Below are 18,111 nucleotides of genomic sequence, written 5' to 3'. Positions count from 1 at the left end.
CCTGCTGGGGATGCCGGCGGGCGCCGTTATGTGGACGGTCAGATGACCGCGACGACGAACTTCTCGCCGATGCCGAGACCCAGGGTCTCGCTCTCCCAGTCGATGGTGCGGCTGGAGATGAGCTGGCTGGTGCCGGTGCTGCCGGCGGTGACCGCCTGCCCGTCGATGTCCGCCCGCAGGTAGACCGAGCCGTCCGGGTTGTAGTCGAGGAAGTCGAACGTCTCCCACGGGCCGATCGCGGTGGACCGGGCGATCAGCGGCTTCGTGCCGGCGCTCTCCGCGGCGACGAACTTGCCGTTGATCAGCGCCTTGAGGCCGACGTAGCCGTCGCCGGCGCTGACGAGCTCGAACTTCTCCCAGGCCCCGACGGCGGCGGCCCGGGCGATCAGCGGCTGGCTCCCGCTGCTGTCCGCCGTGACGAACTTGTTGTTGGCCAGCGACTTGAGGCTGACCACCGGGGCCGACGCGTCGAAGTCGAACTTCTCGGCGGTGCCGATGGCGGTCTTGCTGGCGATCAGCGGGGTGGTGGTGCTCGGCGCGGTGACGTACCGGCCGTTGGTGGTCGCCTTCAGGCTGATCGAGCCGTCGGTGTTGTCGACGATCTGGAACGTCTCCCAGGCGCCGATCGAGGCGGACCGGGCGATCAGCGGCCGGTTGCCGCCGCTCTCCGCGGTCACGAACTTGTTGTTGGTCCGGGCGCGCAGACCGACCAGGCCGCTGCCGGCGTCGACCACGTCGTACGTCTCCCAGGCCCCGATGGTGGTCCCCCGGGCGATCAGCGGCCGGTTGCCGCCGCTCTCCGCGGTCACGTAGCGGCCGTTGACCCAGGCCTTCAGGCCGTACGAGGCGCGGGCCGTCGGGACCGTGCCGACGTGCAGGAGCCGGTCGACCGAACCCATGGTGTCGTGGACCGCGCCGCCGACACCGGTGGTGACGACCGCGTCCCGCACCTGCTGCGGCGTCCAGGTCGGGTGGGACTCCAGCAGCAGCGCGGCGGCGCCCGCCACGTGCGGGGAGGCCATCGAGGTGCCGTTCATCGCCACCGAGCCGTCGGGGGTGCCCATCCTGGCGGAGACGATGCCGGTGCCTGGCGCGAAGGTGTCCAGGCAGCGGCCGTAGTTGGAGAACCAGGCCCGGAAGTCCACCTGGTCGGTGGCGCCGACCGTGATGGCCGCCGGCACGTTGGCCGGGGAGACACCGCAGGCGTCCCGCCAACTGTTGCCGGCCGCGACGGCGTACGTGATGCCGGAGGTGATGGAACGGGCGACCGCGTCGTTGACCGCCTGGTCGGTGGCGCCGAAGCCGAGGCTCATGTTGGCCACGGCCGGCCCGGTGGCGTGCGCGGTGACCCAGTCGATGCCGGCGATCACCTGCTCGCTGTCGCCGCTGCCCTCGCAGTCGAGCACCCGGACCGCGACGAGCTTGACGTCCTTGGCCACGCCGTACTTCGTGCCGCCGATGGTGCCGGCCACGTGGGTGCCGTGGCCGTCGCAGTCCTGCGCCACGTCGTCCTGCTCGATGGCGTCGTAGCCGTAGCTGGCCCGCCCGCCGAAGTCCTGGTGGTCGATGTCGATGCCGGTGTCGATGACGTACGCGGTCACGCCGGCCCCGGTCGCCGGGTAGGTGTAGACGCCGTTGGCCTTCGCGGTGGTCTGGTCGATCCGGTCCAGGCCCCAGGACGGCGGGCTGGTCTGGCTGCCGGTGGCCGACCAGCGCTGCACCTGCTGGACGTACGCGACGTCCGGGTCCGCGGCGAGGCGCTCGGCCTGCCGGCGGTCCATGCTGGCGGAGTAGCCGTGCAGCGCCTTGCCGAAGACCCGGCGGACGGTGCCGCCGTGTTCACCGGCGAGGGCCGAGGCGGCGGACCGCACCTTGGCGGCGCCGGCTGCCCTGCCGTCCTTCAGGACGACGATGTAGCGGCCGGGGACCGCCTCGGCCGCGTCGGCGCCCCGGACCGGGGCACGCTTCGGGCCGGCCGGATCGGCAAGCGCGGGGCCGCTCGTGGCGGCGCACATGATGGAGGTTGCCGAGGTGAGGGCAAGCCCCACCAGGGCAGCGCGGCGCAACGCACCGTGGTTTCTCACTGAGGATTCTCCCCGTGTCCAGGGACCGTCCGAACCGGACGGGCGGATGCGATCAGAACCGCCTCACCCTCGAAGCGGGAGGTCGGTGATGACCAACATCATGCGGGACGCATCGACCCTCGCGCGTCAACCGTTCGGTCGACACGCCGGCGTATCGTCGTCAGCCCGCCCCCGGCGTCAGCCGCGGAGGCCCTGTTCGCGGGCCCATCGCAGCAGCTCCGCCTCGGCCTCGTCCCGCTCCAGCGGGCCGCGCTCCAGCCGCAGCTCCTTGAGGTACTGCCAGGCGCGCCCGACGACCGGTCCCGGCGGCACGCCCAGCAACTCCATGATCGCGTTGCCGTCGAGGTCGGGGCGGACCCGGGCCAGGTCCTCCTCGGCCGCGATCCGGGCCATCCGCTCCTCCAGCGCGTCGTAGTCGGCGGCGAGCTGGGCCGCCTTGCGCCGGTTGCGGGTGGTGCAGTCGGAGCGGGTCAGCTTGTGCAGGCGGGGCAGCAGGTCACCGGCGTCGGTGACGTACCGCCGGACCGCCGAGTCGGTCCACTCGCCCCGGCCGTACCCGTAGAAGCGCAGGTGCAGGCCGACCAGCTTGACCACCTGGGACGTCACGTCCTTGGGATAGCGCAGCGCCTTCATCCGGGCCTTGGTGAGCCGGGCGCCGACCACCTCGTGGTGGTGGAAGCTGACCCGGCCGTCCGGGCCGACCGCCTTGGTGGCCGGCTTGCCGACGTCGTGCATGAGCGCGGCCATCCGCAACACGAAGTCGCAGCCGCCCTCCTCCATCGACATGGCGTTGGCGACCACGGTCAGCGTGTGCTCGTAGACGTCCTTGTGCTGGGCGTGCTCGTCGATCTCCAGCTTGAGCCCGGTCAGCTCCGGCAGGAAGCGCTCGGCCAGCCCGGTGTCGACCAGCAGCCGCAGCCCGGTGATGGGGTCTGCACCGCAGAGCAGCTTCGTGAACTCGTCCCGGATCCGCTCGGCGGTGATCCGGTCCAGGTCGGCGGCCATCCGGGTCATCGCCGCGCGGACGTCCGGGTGGACCCCGAAGCGCAGCTGGGCGGCGAACCGGGCCGCGCGCAGCATCCGCAGCGGGTCGTCCCGGAACGACTCCTGAGGCGTGCCCGGGGTACGGATGATCTTCGCGGCCAGGTCGGCCAGGCCGCCGTACGGGTCGGTGAACCGGTGGTCGGGAACGCTGACCGCCATCGCGTTCACGGTGAAGTCCCGGCGCTTGAGGTCGTCGACCAGGTTGGTCCCGTACTCGACGACGGGGTTCCGGCTGACCTGGTCGTACGCCTCCGCGCGGAAGGTCGTGATCTCCAGCCGGAGCCCGTCGCGCTGGCAGCCGATGGTGCCGAACTCCCGCCCGGTCTCCCAGATCGACTCGGCCCAGCCGCGGATGACCCGGATGGTCTCGTCCGGGTGGGCGTCGGTGCAGAAGTCCAGATCGTCACCGAGGCGGCCGAGCAGGGCGTCCCGGACCGAACCGCCCACCAGGTGCAGCTCGTGACCGGCCTGGGCGAAACGCCGGCCCAGCTCGTCGGCGACCGGCGACACGCGGAGCAGTTCGGCGACGGCGCTGCGCTGCGCGGCGGTCAGGTCGCGGCGGTCGGCGGCGTGGGACGCGGAGAGTTCGGACATGGGATCGCCAGCCTATCGGGCCCGGGTCGCATCTCCTGCGCCGGGCGCGGGTAACGGGCCGAGGTTGACTAAGGTCTCGGTAGCGGGACCGGCGAGGCCCGGCTCTGACGTACCCCTTGGAGGCTGGGACATGAGCGGCGGGCTCTACCGCAGCGCGAACGCGCACGGCGACGGCCTGCCGCCGAACGACGACGCCACCTTCATCTCGGCGGAGCCGCTGAACCAGCCGGGGGTCGAGGCCACCGCGCCGCCCCAGGAGGTTGTCGCGGAGACCAGCGCCGCGGCGAACAGCGCGGTGATGGCGGTCGGCAGCCTGGTCAGCCGGGGCACCGGCTTCGTCCGCAACCTCATGGTGGGCGCGGCGCTCGGCAACCTGGTCGGCAACGTGTTCACCACCGCCCAGTTCCTGCCGAACCAGGTCTACGAGTTCCTGCTGGGCGGCGTGCTCACCAGCGTGCTGATCCCGGTGCTGGTCCGCCGCCGCAAGATCGACCCGGACCGGGGTGAGGCGTACGCGCAGCGGCTGCTGACCCTCGCGGTGCTCGCCCTGGCCGCCACCGCGCTGATCGCGATGGCCGGCGCGTCGGTGCTGACCGCGCTCTACGCCAGCGGCAAGGACGAGCACTACACCGACCTGGTCACCAACCTGTCGTACCTGATGCTCCCGATGCTGTTCTTCACCGGCCTGAGCGCGCTGATCGCCGCGGTGCTGAACACCCGGGGGCACTTCGCCGCCCCGATGTGGGCGCCGATCCTCAACAACCTGGTGGTGATCGGCGCCTTCGGCCTCTACATCCTGATCTACGGCGCGGAGGCGATCCGGCCGGAGGACATGGGCTGGGGGCAGATCCTGCTGGTCGGCGGCGGCGCCCTGCTCGGCGTGGCGGTCCAGGCGGCCGGCCTGCTGCCGGCCCTGCGCAAGGTCGGCTTCCGGTGGCGGCTGCGCTTCGACTTCCGGGAGCTGGGGCTGCGCGAGCTGGCCCAGCTCGGCGCCTGGATGTTCTGCTACGTCGCGGTCAACCAGCTCGGCCTCTTCGTGGTGGTCAACCTGCTCACCCGGGCGGCGGGCGAGGACAGCGCCGGCCTGCTGATCTACAACAACGTCTTCCTGCTGCTGATGATGGCCCACGGCATCATCGCGGTGTCGATCATCACCGCGCTCATGCCCCGGATGAGCGCGGCCGCCGCCGACGGCCGGTTCCGCGACGTCACCGCCGACCTGTCCCGGGGTACCCGGATGGTCACCGCGGTGCTGGCCCCCATCGCGGTCTGCTACGCCGTGCTGGCCGGCCCCATCTCGGTGGTGGTCTTCCGGTACGGCGCGTTCACCGGCGAGAACGCCGTGGCCACCTCGACCGTGCTGCTGGTGGCGGCCATCGGCCTGGTGCCGTTCGCGATCAGTCAGCTCTTCACCTTCGCCTTCTACGCGCTGCCGGACACCCGCACCCCGGCCCTGGTCAACATCCCGGTGGTGGCCCTGCGGGTGCTCCTCCAGGTCGGCCTCTACCTGGCCTTCTCGGCCACCTTCGCGGCGGCCGGCATGATGCTCGGCAACGCGATCTCGTACGTGGCGGCGGCGGTCGTCTCGGCGCTGCTGCTGCGACCCCGGGTGGGCCGGATCGGGCTCGGCGGGATCATGCGGACCATGGGCCGGGTGGTGCTCGCCGCGTTGGGCGCCGCGCTGGTCGGTCTGCTCGTGGTGAAGCTGCTCCCCGGCGACCCGGCCCACCTGAGCTGGCTCGCCGCGGTCGCCCAGCTGGTGATCGGCGGCGCGGTGATCGGCGTGACGTACCTCGGGCTCGCCATGGTGCTGCGCATCGGCGAGATCACCGAGGTGGTCGGGATGGTCCGCCGCCGCCTCGGGCGCTGACCTCGACCAGCACCTGTGACGGACGGTGAACGACGATCACCAGCCTGGGGATACGGCTGTGGATAACTCAGGGTTCCCCCGCCCAATGGGCCTCTCGGCCTGTGGACAACCAACCGTACGGCTGAGGGTGAAGGGCCGGAGCAGGGGAAACCCGTCCGGGTCACGGAGGCCGCCACACCGGTGTGCCCCTGCGCCGACTACTTGCCGTCAACATCTAGATTGGGCGTGCGTGTCCCAGCGACGTGGCCCGACCGGGCCGTTCACCCGGCCGATCCCCACCGTCACTGGCGTCCCACCAACTCCGGCGGGAAGATGACATGTCGGAGAACCGGGCATCCCGGGTAAGGTCACTCTCGACGGGCACGGCGGGTGCCGACGCGGGCGTCGACACCGGTCTGCCGGTTCCAGCCAAGGCAGAGCGGGAAGCCACATGCCCAGCAGCACGGGTCCATCGATCGACACGATCACCGAGGGAGGACGGGTGACCCAGGTCGGCGAGGGTCAGGAGGCGGAGGAGACCTCTCCGCCGGTCGCGACCTTCGGTGCTCCCGCGGTCGGTGAGGTCCTGGCCGAGCGGTACGAGCTGGTCGAGCACATCAACAACGACAGCGCGGGCCGGCTGGTCTGGCGCGGGGTCGACGTCGTGCTGCGCCGTCCGGTCGCGGTGGTCCTCCGCTACCCGGGTGGCGACTCCGCCACCGAGATGCTCCAGGCGGCCGTCGCGGCCAGCCGGGTGATCCACCCCAACCTGGTCGGCGTCTACGACGCGATCGACGAGGCCGACCGGGCCTACGTGGTCCGCGAATGGGTGGACGGGCAGTCGCTGCGCGAGCTGGTGACCGCCGACGGTCCACTGGACCCGGCCCGGGCCACCGCCATCGGCAGCGCCGTCGCCAGCGCCCTCGCCGCCGTGCACGCCACCGGCATGGTGCACGGCAACGTCCACCCCGGCACCGTCATGATCAGCGACGACGGCCGCGTGGTGCTGGCCGACGCGCGCACCGACGGGGCGGACAGCCAGGAGAACGACCTGCGGGCGGTCGGCGGGGTGCTCTACTTCGCCCTGACCGGGCACTGGCCGCACGGCGAGGCCCCGTTGCACGGCGCCACCGCCGGCCACGGCCGCGCCGCCCTCCCCGACGCCGTCCGGGACGCCGGCGGCGCCATCGCCGCGCCCCGCCAGGTGCGCGCCGGGGTGCCGGCATACCTCGACGACCTCACCATGGACCTGCTCGACCCGGAGATCGCCCCGCCCTCGTCCGACGTGCTGTCGGCCGAGCTGAACCGGCTCGACATCCCCGCCGACGAGCACTTCCTGGAGCAGGCCGGCCCGCTGCGCTTCACGGCCGACACCGAGGAGGAGCCCTCGCCGCTGGCCGCGGCCGGCGGCCGCAAGGTCGCCCTGGGCATCGCCGCGCTGCTGGCGGTCGCCCTGGTCGGGCTGCTCATCGGGATCAGCGCCCTCGGCGACGACAAGGACCCGGGCAAGGAGCCGGTGGCCCAGCCGTCCAGCAGCGCGCCCGCCGGCGGCACCAGCGCCCCGGCCGCCCCGGTTGGCAAGCTGAACATCCAGGACGTCCGGATCATCGACCCGGACAGCAAGGACCGCGCCGAGGTGCGGAACGCCGAGAAGGTGATCGACGGCGACCCGAACGAGGGCTGGGAGACCGCGAGCTACCGGAACAACGGCAAGTTCGGCGGTCTGAAGAAGGGCATGGGGATCTGGATCGACCTCGGCGCCCCGCACACGGTCAAGTCACTCCAGGCCACTCTCTCGTCCACTGGCGCCTCGGCCGAACTGCGCGCGGGCAGTCGCGAGTTCGATTCCAGCTCCTCAGAAGACAAGAAGCTCGTCGCCGCCTACACGGAGCGGATCGGGCAGCCGTTCGAGGAGTTCGACGGCACCACGATGGTCTTCGACGGGTTCAACCCGGAGGAGAAGTACCAGTACCTCCTCTTCTGGATCACCGAGCTGCCGGAGAAGGACAGCGGCGGCAGCTGGAAGCTCGGCGTACAGGAAATCACGGTCCAGGGCTCGTGAGCCGTTCGCCGCACCCGGTGCACCACCTCCGCCGGACGTGGTGATGGCGGGTCGCGGTGGGCGCACGCCCGAACCGGCGACCGGGGACGGCCCGCCGGCCGGGATGTCCGACCTCGACCTGCTGCGGGCGCACGTCGCCGGTGACCGGGACGCCTTCGCCGAGCTGTTCCACCGGCACCGGGACCGGCTCTGGGCGGTGGCCCTACGGACGCTCGGCGACCGCGAGGAGGCGGCCGACGCCCTCCAGGACGCGCTGCTGTCGGCGCACCGCGCCGCGGCCCGGTTCCGCGGCGACTCGGCGGTCACCACCTGGCTGCACCGGATCGTGGTCAACGCCTGCCTGGACCGGATCCGGCGGCGCCAGACGCACGCCACCGTCCCGCTGCCCGACGGCGTCCACACCGACGGGCAGCCCGGCCGGCACACCGGCGGGGTGGAGCCGGCGGCGCCGGCCCGGGACCACGACACCGCCCTGGTGGTCCGGCAGGCCCTGGCCGCGCTGCCGGTCGAGCAGCGGGCCGCGCTGGTCCTGGTGGACGTGCAGGGCTATCCGGTGGCGGAGGTCGCCCGGATGCTCGGGGTCGCCGAGGGCACGGTGAAGAGCCGGTGCGCCCGGGGCCGGGCCCGGCTGGCCGTGCTTCTCGGGCACCTGCGGACCGGTTCCGACGAGGTCCCGGACGTGCCGCGGGTCACCGGTGGGAACCCGCGGCCGCCCGAGGGCGTCGGATCCACGTCGGGACGGTCCCGGCGGGATGCCAGCCAGGAGGAGACGTGACTTCCCGGGAGTTCAGCGAGGTCGACCACGACCTGCTCGCCGACTACCTCGGCGGGGCGCTGGACGGCACCCCGGAGCAGGCGACCGTCGCCCGGCTGGTCGAGCGGGACCCGGCCTGGGGCGAGGCGCACGCGGCCCTGGCCCGGGCGGACGAGCTGGTCCGGGCGGACCTGGCCGGCTGGGCCGCCGAGCCCGGCCCGGAGCTTCCGCAGTCCGTGGCGGACCGGATCACCGCGGCGCTCGCCGGCGCCGGTCCGGCCCCGACCGGCGACCTGGCGTCCGACGCTCCCGAGCCGGGCTCGACGCCGGCCGCGGTGCCGGCACAGCCCGGCCGGGGCACCCACCCGTCCGGCGCGACCGGCCGGCCCGGCCGGAACACCGGGCCGGGGCGCCGCTCCCGGCGCTGGACCCGGCTCGCCGGTCCGGTCGCGCTGGCCGCCGCCTCGGTGACCGCGGTCGGGTTCGGGGTCAGCCACCTGGTCGACACGGGTGCCGGCCAGGTCACCGGGGCGTCCGACAGCGCGGGCAGCCGGGCCGGCGGCGAGGCCGCTCCGCTGGCCGCCGGGCCGATCCAGACCACCGGGCCGGCCCTGCACAGCGGCACCGACTACACCCCGGACGCCATCTCCCGCATCCCGGGTGGGGTTGCCGGGCCCTCGGTGATGGCGAGCGACAAGGCGAGCTCCGCCGGTGGACAGGACGAGCACCGGGTCTTCGAGTCCGCCGGGCTGGACCGGCTGGAACGCCCCGAGGCGCTGGCCTCCTGCCTGTCCGAGATCGGCACGGAACACCGTGCCGGGCCGCTCACCGTCCATTTGGTCGACTACGCCCGGTTCCGGGGCAGCCCGGCCCTGGTGGTCACCTTCACGGACGGCGGCGGCGCCCGGTGGGCCTGGGTGAGCGGACCCGAGTGCGCGGTCCCCGGGTCCGGAGCCGACACCCGCTTCACCGCGCGGGTAGGGTGAGGTCGCGGTCACCCGGGCGGGTTCCCCCACGTGACGTGACCCACCGGATGACCGGCTCGGGAATCCCCGCTTCGTACGATGACGTTCTGCAAGTCAGGTGTCGGCGCCGCTGAGCTGTCGGCACTCGGGATCGGACATCGGTGCGCGCCGGTGACGAACACACACATCGGGAGACGGCAGTGGACGAGGTCCGCAACCTGATCATCATCGGCTCCGGGCCGGCCGGTTACACGGCGGCGGTCTATGCCGCGCGCGCCAACCTCAAGCCGCTGGTCATCGAGGGCGTGCAGTCCGGCGGTGCGCTGATGACCACCACCGAGGTGGAGAACTTCCCCGGCTTCGCGGACGGCATCCTCGGCCCCGAGCTGATGGACAACATGCGCAAGCAGGCCGAGCGGTTCGGCGCCGAGTTCCTCACCGACGACGTGACCCGGGTCGAGCTGAAGGACACCGGCGAGGTCGGCTCCCACACGGTGAGCACCGCCTGGGTGGGCGAGACCGCCTACCGCGCCAAGGCGGTCATCCTCTCGACCGGCTCGGCCTGGCGTCCGCTGGGTGTTCCGGGCGAGCAGGAATACCTGGGCCACGGCGTGTCGTCCTGCGCCACCTGTGACGGCTTCTTCTTCCGCAACCAGCACATTGTGGTGGTCGGCGGCGGCGACTCCGCGATGGAGGAGGCCAGCTTCCTCACCCGGTTCGCCGAGTCGGTGACGATCATCCACCGCCGCGACTCGTTCCGCGCCAGCAAGATCATGGCCGCTCGCGCCCTCGGCAACGAGAAGATCAAGGTCGAGTGGAACAGCGTGATCGAGGAGATCCTCGGCGAGGACGGCAAGGTCAGCGGCGTACGGGTGCGCAACGTGCACAGCGGTGAGAGCAAGGTGCTCGACGTCACCGGCGTCTTCGTGGCGATCGGCCACGACCCGCGCAGCGAGCTCTTCCGTGACCAGGTGGAACTCGACGACGAGGGGTACGTGAAGGTGCAGGCGCCGAGCACCCGGACCAGCATTCCGGGTGTGTTCGCCGCCGGTGACGTGGTCGACCACATCTACCGGCAGGCCATCACGGCGGCCGGCACGGGCTGTGCGGCCGCCCTCGACGCCGAGCGCTTCATCGCCACCCTGCAAGGCTGAAAGATTTTCACGAACAGGTCCCGGAGGAGGGGTTCATAGTGGGAGCAACCAAGGCGGTCACGGACGCGAGCTTCGCGAGCGACGTGCTGAAGTCCGACAAGCCGGTTCTGGTCGACTTCTGGGCGGAGTGGTGCGGTCCGTGCCGCAAGGTCTCGCCGCTGCTGGAGGAGATCGCGGGCGAGATGGGTGACCAGGTCACCATCGTCAAGCTCAACATCGACGAGAACCCCGAGACGGCGCGCACCTACCGGGTGATGTCCGTGCCGACCCTGACCATCTTCAAGAACGGCGAGCCGGTGCAGTCCATCGCCGGCGCCAAGCCGAAGGGCGAGCTGGTCAAGCTCATCGAGTCGGCGCTCTGAGCCGACACCCGACACCACCGGAACCCCCGTCCGCCCGACCCCGGGTGACGGGGGTTCCGCGTTCCTGACCTGCGGCGAACCCGCAGTCGCCGGTGACCGGCCACGGTACGCTCCGTAAGGCGTCCCCAGCGGGGAAGCACCTCCGTCGGAGTCTCCGGCCAGCCAGCGTCCGTGCAGAGGGGGTCGTCGTGCGTCCCATCCGACCCGGTGACCGGGGACCCGCGGTGGCCGAGATCCGCACCGTCCTCACCGGCCTGGAGCTGCTCCCGGCCGGCCGCGGCGGCGAGGAGTTCGACGCGGAGACCGAGCGCGCCGTCCGGGCGTTCCAGCAGTCCCGCGGCCTGAGCGTGGACGGGCGGGTGGGCTCGGAGACCTGGCAGGCGCTGGACGCGGCCCGCTGGCGGTTCGGCGCGCGCACCCTCTACCACGCGGTCCCCGAGCCGCTGACCGGCGAGGACGTCCGGGCACTCCAGGAACGGCTCCTGGAGATGGGATACGACGCGGGGCGCGCCGACGCCATCTACGGCATCCGCACCTCCCGCGCCGTCGCCCAGTTCCAGCGGGAGATGGGGCTGAAGCCGGACGGGACGTGCGGCCCGCACACCATCAACGCGCTGCGTCGCCTCGGCCGGAAGGTGGTCGGCGGGCGGCCGCAGTGGCTCCGCGAGTCCGACGCCATCCGGCAGGCCGGGCCGACCCTGGTCGGACGGACCGTGGTCATCGACCCGGGGCACGGCGGCACCGACCCGGGCGTGGTCGTGCCCGACGGTCCGCTGCGCTGGACCGAGGCGGACCTCGTGCACGACCTGGCCAGCCGGCTGGAGGGGCGGCTCGCCGCGGCCGGCGTACGCGTGCAGCTCACCCGGGGCCCGTCCCCGCGGACCTGCCTGCCGGACGCGGACCGCGCCCAGCTGGCCAACTCCCTCGGCGCCGACGTCTTCATCTCCCTGCACACCGACGGGCACGCCAACCCGGCGGCCGAAGGGGTGGCCACCTACCACTACGGCACGAACAACGGCGTCACCTCCGCCACCGGGGAGCGGCTGGCCGGGCTGGTGCAGCGGGAGATCGTGGCCCGCACCGGGCTGCGGGACTGCCGCACCCACGCCAAGACCTGGGACCTGCTGCGGCTGACCCGGATGCCCGCGGTCCGCGTCGAGGTGGGCTACCTGACCTCACCGGCCGACCGCGACCGGCTGGTGGACCCCCGGTTCCGGGACCGGCTCGTCGAGGCGATCGTCGCCGCCGTGCAGCGGATGTACTACCCGATCGAGCGGGACGTGCCCACCGGCTCGATCGACGTGAGCGAGCTGCGGGCGGTGGTTGCCGCCGGCACGGTGGTCGACTGAGCGACCCGCGCCTCAGCTCATCGAGCGGGTGGCGGGCGCCGGGCGGACCGGGCGGAGCAGCGTCTCCGGGCTCATCGAGCCGAGGAGCTTCTCCAGCGCGTACTCGACGTCGGACTTCCAGCTCAACGCGGTGCGCAGTTCCAGCCGGAGCCGGGGGTAGCGCGGGTGCGGGCGGACCGTCTTGAAGCCCACCGAGAGGAAGAAGTCGGCCGGCGCGAGGCAGGCCCGGGTCGGGTCGTCCCCGTCGTCGCCGAACTTCGCGTCGCCGAACGCCTCGATCGCCTTGATCCCGCGCTTGGTGAGATCCCGGGCGACCCCCTGCACCAGCATCCGGCCCAGGCCGCCGCCGGCGAAGGCGGGCACCACGTGGGCCGTCATGAGCAGCGCGGCGTCCGCCGAGACCGGCGAGGTGGGGAAGGCCATCGAGCGCGGAACGTACGCGGGCGGGGCAAACATGACGAAACCGGCGGGCATGCCGTCCACGTACGCGAGCTTGCCGCAGGAACCCCACTCCAGGAGCGTCTGGGAGACCCAGGCCTCCTTCTCCAGCCCCGGATCGCCGGCGGCGCACGCGCGCTCGGCCGAGACCGGGTCGAGCTCCCAGTAGACGCACTGCCGGCAGGAGCGGGGCAGGTCCTCCAGCGTGTCCAGGGTCAGACTGACCAGACGTCGCGACATGAGCACCCCACCCATAGGCCCGGAGCGGAGACCACTGCGGTCTCCCACCGCCTTCCTGCCCCCGACGAGCGATCGTACGCCTCCGCCCGGCGCTACGGGAGAGGATGCGCGAACGCCCACCCGAGCCGGGGAGAGCGGGCCGGTCCGGGATGTGGACGTACCCACACGGTGGGCGCGGTGCCGGCCGGCGGCGACTACGATCGACCAACCGGCTTTTCCCGCGCGCCGCCATGGTTGCCGGCATCGCGGGTACCACACCGGGCGGTAGCCCCGCCGACACCCGATCGAGGTGATGTCATGACCGGCACGACACTCGACGACTACACCGACCGGTACGCCCGGCGGGTCCGGGGGATGACGGCCTCCGAGATCCGGGCCCTCTTCGCGGTGGCCAGCCGGCCGGAGGTGGTCTCGCTCGCCGGTGGGGCACCCTACATCGCGGCGCTGCCGCTCGACGCGGTCGGCGAGATGCTCGGCCGGCTCGGCGCCGAGCACGGCGCCACCACCCTCCAGTACGGCATCGGCCAGGGCACCCCGGAGCTGCGCGAGCGGATCTGCGAGGTGATGGCGCTGTCCGGGATCGACGCGTCGTGCGGCGCCTCGCCCGAGGACGTGGTCGTCACCGTCGGCGGGCAGCAGGCACTGGACCTGGTGGCCCGGCTCTTCCTGGACCCGGGTGACGTGGTGCTCGCCGAGGGCCCGACGTACGTCGGCGCACTCGGGGTGTTCCAGGCCGCCCAGGCCCAGGTGGCGCACGTGCCCATGGACGCCGAGGGGCTGATCCCGGAGGCGCTGGAGGCGGCCATCGCCGACCTGGCCCGGGCCGGCCGGCGGGTGAAGTTCCTCTACACCATCCCGACCTACCAGAACCCGACCGGCGTGACGCTGAGCGAGGAGCGGCGCGAACGGGTGCTCGACATCTGCGAGCGCGCCGGGCTGCTGGTGGTCGAGGACGACCCGTACGGTCAGCTCGGTTTCGAGGGCGAGGCGCCCGCGCCGCTGCGGGCCCGTCGGCGCGACGGGGTGTTCTACCTGAGCACCTTCTCCAAGACCTTCGCCCCCGGCCTGCGGGTGGGCTGGATCCTCGCCCCGCACGCGGTCCGCGACAAGCTGGTCATCGCCAGCGAGGCGCAGATCCTCTGCCCCAGCGGCTACGCGCAGGCCGCCGTCTCGACCTACCTGGGCACGATGCCCTGGCGGGAGCAGCTCAAGGTCTACCGCGAGGTCTACCGCGAGCGCCGGGACGCCCTGCTCGACGCGCTCGCGGACCTGATGCCGGAGGGCACCACCTGGACCACCCCGGCCGGCGGCCTCTTCGTCTGGGCGACCCTGCCGGACGGCCTCGACTCCAAGGCGATGATGCCGCGGGCGGTCGCCGCCCGGGTCGCCTACGTGCCCGGCACCGGCTTCTACGCCGACGGGACCGGCGCCGGCAACATGAGGCTCAACTTCTCCTTCCCGCCACCGGAGCGGATCCGTGAGGGCGTCCGCCGGCTGGCCGGCGTGATGGAGCAGGAGATCGCCATGCGCAAGGTCTTCGGCGCGGTCGGCGGGGCGGGTCCGCGGCGCCGGCAGGGCGGCTCGGACGCGCCCGGTCCCGACTTGGCATGATTCCCGCATGTCCGTCAGCCCTGCCGCACACACTCCCGTGACCGGACCCGCCGCCACCGACGAACTGCACGTGCTGGTGCTCGCCGGCGGGCTCTCCTACGAGCGGGACGTCTCACTCCGGTCCGGCCGGCGGGTGCTCGACGCGCTGCGCGCGGTCGGCGTGGAGGCCGAGCTACGCGACGCCGACGTGGCGCTGCTGCCCGCCCTGGCCGCCGACCCGCCGGACGCCGTGGTGATCGCCCTGCACGGCGCCACCGGCGAGGACGGCTCGCTGCGGGGTGTGCTCGACCTCTGCGACGTGCCCTACGTCGGCTGCGACGCCCGCGCGTCCCGGCTCGCCTGGGACAAGCCGTCCGCCAAGGCGGTGCTCCGCGAGGCCGGCATTCCGACGCCCGACTGGGTGGCGCTGCCGCACGACCGCTTCTCGGAACTGGGCGCGGTGGCCGTCCTGGACCGGATCGCCGACCGGCTGGGCCTGCCGCTCATGGTCAAGCCCGCCCAGGGCGGCTCCGGACTGGGCGCCGCCGTGGTCCGGGACGCCACGTCGCTGCCGGCCGCCATGGTCGGCTGTTTCGCGTACGACCAGACGGCGCTGGTGGAGCGCTACGTGCCCGGGATGGACGTGGCGGTCTCCGTGCTGGACCTGGGCGAGGGCCCGCAGGCCCTGCCCCCGGTCGAGATCGTGCCCCGCAACGGCGTCTACGACTACGCGGCCCGCTACACGGCCGGCCGCACCACCTGGCACGCGCCGGCCCGCCTCGACCCGGAGACGACCGGGCGCGTGACCCAGGTGGCGCTCGCCGCGCACGCCGCGCTCGGCCTCCGCGACCTCTCCCGCGTCGACCTGATCGTCGACGCGGACGGGCAGCCGCACGTGCTGGAGGTCAACGTCTCCCCGGGGATGACCGAGACCTCGCTGCTGCCGCTGGCCGTCCAGGCGGCCGGTCTGGACTTCGGGCGGGCGCTCGGCACCCTGGTGAGCCGCGCGGCCGCCCGCCGCCCCTGACGTCAGGCTGACTCGGTCGCCTGCTTCGGCGTCTCCGCCCGCTGCGGCTGCTGCCCGGCCTGTTCCGGCGCGGCCGCCTGCTGCGGCTGCTGCCCGGTCTATTGCGGCGCGGCCGCCTGCTGCGGCGCCTCGGGCTGTTGCGGCGTGCCCGCCTGCTCCGAGTGCCCGACCTGTTGTGGCGTGCGCGCGCGCTCCGGCGACCCGGCCTGTTCGGGCGCGGCCGGCTGCTCCTGCGCATCGGGCGAGGGTTCCTCCGCCGCCTCGGCCTCCGGAATCTCGTCCGCGGCCTCGATCACCGAGGCGGTCTCCTCCTCAGGCTCCTCGGTCGCCGCGCCCGTCGGCGCGGCGGTGAGGCTCGACGGCGCCTGCCACTGGATGCGGGGCGGTTCCGCGAGCGGCCGGCCACCGAACTCGGCCAACCACGCGGCGACCATCGCCAGGTTCTCCCGCCACTGCGCCTCGGAGATCGGCGGCAGGATCGAGTCCCACAGGGACAGGAACGTGCCCCGCAGTTGCAGCCGCCCGTACGGCCGGGCCAGGAACCACATGTGCAAGTGCGCCGAGCCGTCGCCCCAGCGGTTGACGTGCACCCGGGCCACACCGTCCAACGACCGGATGGCCCGCTCCAGGCGCACGGTCATGACGCCCAGCTCGGCGGCGAGCAGGTTCGGCAGGTCGCCGAGGTCGAGGTGCGACCGGGACTCCAGGATCAACACCATCGGCAGGCCGGTGGGCCGGTCCATCGCCCGGACCCGCCATCGTTCACCCACCCAGATGTACGCCTCGTCCGACGCATTGCAGGCGGTGCACTCCCGATTCCCCTCGCCGCGGCGGGGAGGCTCGACCGGCACCGGCTCGTCGAGCTGCTTGACATGGAGATCGCCCTCGAAGGGGAAGGAGGGCCACTGGGTGAAGTCCGGGACTGAGGGAGGGGTGTCCTGCACGACGCTGACCCTAACCGAGTTGGCGACGCCTGTCCTTACCTGAGTGCCGAGCCGCTGAGCGTTCCTCGTCGATCCACAACAGGTTGTCCACCGCGTTGTCCACAGGCAGCTGAGATCACCAGCACAGCGCGTCATCCACTGCTCAGCAAGGGTTTCGGCGTGGTGTTTCACGTGAAACGGGGAGGGCCTGTGGACAACAGCTGTGGATAACCGGGGGCGGTGGTTTTCCGGGCTCCGGGGTACCTCGATCCTTCCTTCCCAACGAGCGAGCCGGCGATCGGCACCGGCTGGTTCGGTGGTTTCCGGAGCGGGCTCCGAGGCGGTGCGCGAGGCCGGACGGGTGATCCGAGTGTGGTGGTGTTTCACGTGAAACGGCGGCGTCGGCGGGTGAGCGATCTGGCCGGCGCAGCGTCGTTGGGGTGCTTGACCGCGGCGGCTGTTGCAGGGGGTTGGCTCCGGTCGTGGCTGAGCCCCGTTTCACGTGAAACGGGCGTCGGCTGCGATCGCTGGGCGGACTGTTCCACGTGAAACAACGGGACGGGCTGCCGAGGTCGCGTGGCGCCTGGGCGTGAATCGACGGGCCCCCTGTAGCGCAGGCCGGCGGGCGTGACGACCGACGTGAACGTCCGTGCTCCCCGCTCCCTGCTCGCGCGGGGTCAGGATGACAACTCGTGCTAGCCGGCCCGCCGAGCCGACTCAGGCCGCCGGGCAGCGCACCTCCGTGGCTCTGCCAGCTCGTCGGCTCTGACCGTCCGTTGACGGCAACGCACCGGTCTTGTCCGTCCACGGCGTCTGACACCCAGCCCTGTCGAGCGACAGCCGGCGAACGCCCGGGCCTACCGGACGGGCGACTGGTGGATGCGGACCGGCGACGACTTGCAGCCCGGCGGGCCGCAGAGCAATCGCGCCCCAGTTGTAGCGGCACCGGCCCGCTCAGCGCCTCTGAGCCGCTCACGGGCAGCGGCCGGCGCCCTGGGTAGAGAAGGACGGGAAGAAGCGCCAGGAGGGCCCACAGGCCCCAGGACAAGCCACCTCCGCCTACGGGGGGGCAATGGGCCGCGGCTATCGGCTGTCGGCTGCGGGTCGGCCGTTGGCTATCACTGTCGGCTGCCTCTGCGGCTGTCGCTATCGGCTTGTCGCTGCGGCTGCGGCTGCCACTGCGGCTGTCCGCTGCGGCTGTCCGCTGTCGCTGTCGGCTGCGGCTGTCCGCTGTCCGCTGTCCGCTGTCGGCTGCGGCTGCGGCTGCGGGAGGACCGTCCACGCGAGCGGGATGACGGCCGCAGCGAGAAGCATCGGCATCGAGGCGGGCAGTCGCATGGCCGTCGACGAGACCAACAGTTCGCGCTGGACGCCGGCGCGCGGGAGGGCTCGCACGGGACAGGGGCCGAGCTCCGGTGCCGCTGCCGGCTCAGGAACCGTCGGGCACGCGTGACGGAACGGACGTGGTGCAAGCCGCGGACAGGAGCGGCCTCGACATGGGCGAGGGCAGCAGATGCGGAGAGACGCGGGCTGGCGAAGGGATCCGGGCACGAGGGTTGACCGATGAGCGCCCGCGCTGGACCCGGCATCACCCGACCGGACCGCTGGCGGGGGTGAGGGTTGAACGCCGGTGGGCACCGGGCACAGCGGATGGGCGTGACGATCCAGAGGGCTCG

The 18,111-nt window shown here is 72.8% G+C and carries 13 protein-coding genes; 9 read left to right on the top strand and 4 right to left on the bottom strand.

Going from position 1 to position 18,111, the window contains the following annotated elements; genetic code table 11:
- Window positions 1–38: 38 nt before the first annotated feature.
- Together ABZS80_RS05270 and ABZS80_RS05265 are read right to left on the bottom strand one after the other, a co-directional pair.
- Window positions 39–2,084 (bottom strand): S8 family serine peptidase, encoded by a 2,046-nt coding sequence (locus ABZS80_RS05270; RefSeq protein ID WP_355054535.1) that lies wholly within the window; start codon window positions 2,082–2,084, stop codon window positions 39–41.
- A 177-nt stretch (window positions 2,085–2,261) separates the two neighbouring features.
- Entirely contained in the window at window positions 2,262–3,722 is a 1,461-nt protein-coding gene (locus ABZS80_RS05265) for a CCA tRNA nucleotidyltransferase (protein ID WP_355054534.1), read from the bottom strand.
- A 130-nt stretch (window positions 3,723–3,852) separates the two neighbouring features.
- Here ABZS80_RS05265 and murJ point away from each other — a divergent pair, with 130 nt between their 5' ends.
- The 7 genes from murJ (at window position 3,853) to ABZS80_RS05230 (ending at window position 12,217) form a co-directional block, all read left to right on the top strand.
- Window positions 3,853–5,592 (top strand): murein biosynthesis integral membrane protein MurJ, encoded by a 1,740-nt coding sequence (gene murJ / locus ABZS80_RS05260; protein WP_355054533.1) that lies wholly within the window; start codon window positions 3,853–3,855, stop codon window positions 5,590–5,592.
- A gap of 430 nt (window positions 5,593–6,022) precedes the next feature.
- Window positions 6,023–7,633: a protein kinase family protein gene (locus tag ABZS80_RS05255; RefSeq protein WP_355054532.1), complete on the top strand. Its 1,611-nt coding sequence runs from the start codon at window positions 6,023–6,025 to the stop codon at window positions 7,631–7,633.
- Window positions 7,634–7,736: 103 nt separating this feature from the next.
- Window positions 7,737–8,408 (top strand): RNA polymerase sigma factor SigM, encoded by a 672-nt coding sequence (sigM, locus tag ABZS80_RS05250; protein WP_355054676.1) that lies wholly within the window; start codon window positions 7,737–7,739, stop codon window positions 8,406–8,408.
- Complete coding sequence (locus ABZS80_RS05245) at window positions 8,405–9,373, top strand: hypothetical protein (RefSeq protein WP_355054531.1); 969 nt, start codon at window positions 8,405–8,407, stop codon at window positions 9,371–9,373. The genes sigM and ABZS80_RS05245 overlap by 4 nt, the downstream gene beginning before the upstream one ends.
- Before the next feature lie 179 nt (window positions 9,374–9,552).
- Window positions 9,553–10,506, top strand: a complete 954-nt coding sequence (gene trxB / locus ABZS80_RS05240) for a thioredoxin-disulfide reductase (protein ID WP_355054530.1) — start codon at window positions 9,553–9,555, stop codon at window positions 10,504–10,506.
- Window positions 10,507–10,544: 38 nt separating this feature from the next.
- Window positions 10,545–10,868, top strand: a complete 324-nt coding sequence (gene trxA / locus ABZS80_RS05235; protein ID WP_073836974.1) for a thioredoxin — start codon at window positions 10,545–10,547, stop codon at window positions 10,866–10,868.
- 188 nt (window positions 10,869–11,056) lie between these two features.
- A complete protein-coding gene (locus ABZS80_RS05230; RefSeq protein WP_355054529.1) occupies window positions 11,057–12,217 on the top strand; it encodes an N-acetylmuramoyl-L-alanine amidase in 1,161 nt (386 codons plus the stop codon).
- Window positions 12,218–12,229: 12 nt separating this feature from the next.
- Here ABZS80_RS05230 and ABZS80_RS05225 read toward each other — a convergent pair whose 3' ends face one another.
- Window positions 12,230–12,895 (bottom strand): GNAT family N-acetyltransferase, encoded by a 666-nt coding sequence (locus ABZS80_RS05225; protein WP_355054528.1) that lies wholly within the window; start codon window positions 12,893–12,895, stop codon window positions 12,230–12,232.
- A 297-nt stretch (window positions 12,896–13,192) separates the two neighbouring features.
- Between ABZS80_RS05225 and ABZS80_RS05220 the strand changes: the two genes are divergently transcribed.
- Complete coding sequence (locus ABZS80_RS05220) at window positions 13,193–14,506, top strand: PLP-dependent aminotransferase family protein (protein ID WP_355054527.1); 1,314 nt, start codon at window positions 13,193–13,195, stop codon at window positions 14,504–14,506.
- Window positions 14,507–14,513: 7 nt separating this feature from the next.
- Window positions 14,514–15,512, top strand: a complete 999-nt coding sequence (locus ABZS80_RS05215; RefSeq protein WP_355054526.1) for a D-alanine--D-alanine ligase — start codon at window positions 14,514–14,516, stop codon at window positions 15,510–15,512.
- Between the two features lie 98 nt (window positions 15,513–15,610).
- Here the strand turns inward: ABZS80_RS05215 and ABZS80_RS05210 are convergent, their stop codons facing one another.
- Window positions 15,611–16,456 carry a hypothetical protein gene (locus tag ABZS80_RS05210; RefSeq protein ID WP_355054525.1) on the bottom strand — a complete coding sequence of 282 codons (846 nt, stop codon included), beginning with the start codon at window positions 16,454–16,456 and terminating at the stop codon, window positions 15,611–15,613.
- Window positions 16,457–18,111: the final 1,655 nt, after the last annotated feature.

The sequence above is a fragment of the Micromonospora sp. NPDC005305 genome, assembly GCF_040607315.1.
Classification (GTDB): domain Bacteria; phylum Actinomycetota; class Actinomycetes; order Mycobacteriales; family Micromonosporaceae; genus Micromonospora.
The sequence above is the reverse complement of the archived record's forward strand: the minus strand, read 5'-3'. Positions and strand labels throughout refer to the sequence as shown.